This window comes from Citrobacter sp. Cpa228 (genome assembly GCF_030333085.1).
Taxonomy (GTDB): Bacteria; Pseudomonadota; Gammaproteobacteria; order Enterobacterales; family Enterobacteriaceae; genus Citrobacter; species Citrobacter pasteurii.
In genome coordinates this window covers 1-1,479 of sequence record NZ_JAOWGQ010000020.1, presented here as the reverse complement: position 1 = coordinate 1,479, position 1,479 = coordinate 1, and the positions used below count along the sequence as shown (strand labels likewise).

The window sequence follows — 1,479 nt, the reverse complement described above, 5'->3', positions numbered from 1 at the left end:
TTCAATTGGGAGAAGCGGCAAAAAGGGAAGTGGGAATGTGGCCGAACCAGATCCCCGATATGGGATTTTTCCAGGCGATAATTGCTACAGGAAACACATTGCTTAAATTCCCTTTCATTGACCAGTACGGCAACGCCAAAACAATTATGGTGCAGTTTGTCACTATTCAAACACGAGGTGGTGTAGATGGAGGATATCCGCTTCCCTATGCCTTTCCTAATGCGGGTCTTTTTGCCACAGGAAACCGCGCAACATCTGGCTACAATGCCGCTATGAACGTGCGAATCGCCAGTAATACTACCGTTAGCATACAGAACTGGGCTCCTTCTGGAGCTTTAGAAGATTGCTGTTTAATTGTCGTAGGTTGGTGAAAATGAACAAATTTTATAATGGCTCGTTTTACCTCTTCTCCATGAAAGAATCGTATGAAGAAGCCGGTACATGGCCTGTGAACGGGGCTGATGTTGATGATGAAACAATGGTAATTTACACGGGCGTAGCGCCAAAAGGTAAAACTCTGGGGGCTGATAAAGAGGGTAATCCTACATGGTTGGATATTCCTCCCCCGAGCCATGAAGAGTTAGTTCAGGTGGCAGAGAACGAACGACAGAGACTACTGACCCACGCTGACGCGGTAATGCTCGACTGGCGTACTGAGTTGATGCTGGATGAAATCAGCGACGCCAACAGAGCTAAGCTGTTGGCGTGGATGGCTTATAAAAACGAGGTTAAGGCGGTAGATGTGACAACCGACCCTGAGCATGTTAACTGGCCTGTTCCCCCGGAGGCGTAGGCCAGACAGGTTTTGACGTATCAACCCGCATCAAATCGAGCCTGTAATCCTGCCATGCAATCAAAGCGGCGGCTTCTTCTTCCGTCGCTTTGCCTGCATCGACCGCGTACTGTAGAGGTCCAATTCGATTGGTTGCCTCTGACAACAGTGACTGTTTTTTGGATTCAGCAAACCACCGCTGCTCTTCTTCAGTTACTTCCGGGACGTAATCTGCGGACGGGATGATCACCGGCATTCCATAACTTCCCGGTCTGATTACGCCGCCTGCGTTCTGGGCGGTAATTAACTCAGTTCGGAGCGACTCAGCAATTTCGACCGCATCTGCGGGAAGAGCCTGGTTATCATCATAAAAACCGTTCTGGCTGGCACTGTAAAAAACTTTCATATTTATCTTCCTTCTGCTTTCCAGTGAAATCCAATAGCAGCAGCGACAGGGGTTGATCCTGCATTTGCCCCCGTCAGATATAAACGCATTCCTGTTGTTGTAACGGTTCCTACAGACACGATGTAGTTTGCGGGTTGCTGAGATGTTGGCGTCGCCGTTACGTTGAGATTGCTAGTCGTGGTAAATGCTTTCGGGAATACAATATCGGCTATTCCGGAACTGTTCGCAGCGCCGGAACCATGCTGAAAAATATGCTGTCCATCACCTAAAGTCTGGTATTGAGGAAAACTTCCAAAACCAA

Annotated in this window: 3 protein-coding genes and 1 pseudogene; 2 read left to right on the top strand and 2 right to left on the bottom strand. The window is 48.4% G+C overall.

The window, feature by feature from the left end:
* Both OGX91_RS00170 and OGX91_RS00165 read left to right on the top strand, forming a co-directional pair.
* Positions 1-371: pseudogene (locus tag OGX91_RS00170) on the top strand (phage tail protein); the annotation flags it as partial.
* Between the two features lie 2 nt (positions 372-373).
* On the top strand, positions 374-793 hold the full coding sequence (locus tag OGX91_RS00165; RefSeq protein WP_286625092.1) for a tail fiber assembly protein: 420 nt from the start codon (positions 374-376) through the stop codon (positions 791-793).
* Here the strand turns inward: OGX91_RS00165 and OGX91_RS00160 are convergent.
* Together OGX91_RS00160 and OGX91_RS00155 are read right to left on the bottom strand one after the other, a co-directional pair.
* Positions 765-1,178, bottom strand: a complete 414-nt coding sequence (locus OGX91_RS00160) for a tail fiber assembly protein (protein WP_286625091.1) — start codon at positions 1,176-1,178, stop codon at positions 765-767. The genes OGX91_RS00165 and OGX91_RS00160 overlap by 29 nt on opposite strands.
* Positions 1,179-1,180: 2 nt before the next feature.
* Positions 1,181-1,479, bottom strand: a 299-nt coding sequence (locus tag OGX91_RS00155) for a gp53-like domain-containing protein (protein WP_286625090.1), incomplete at its 5' end; no start/stop codon positions are given.

Excerpts from the sequence above, each read along its gene's own strand:
- OGX91_RS00165 (WP_286625092.1), top strand. The coding sequence starts at position 374 with ATGAACAAATTTTATAATGGCTCGTTTTACCTCTTCTCCATGAAAGAA.
- OGX91_RS00160 (WP_286625091.1), bottom strand. The coding sequence starts at position 1,178 with ATGAAAGTTTTTTACAGTGCCAGCCAGAACGGTTTTTATGATGATAAC.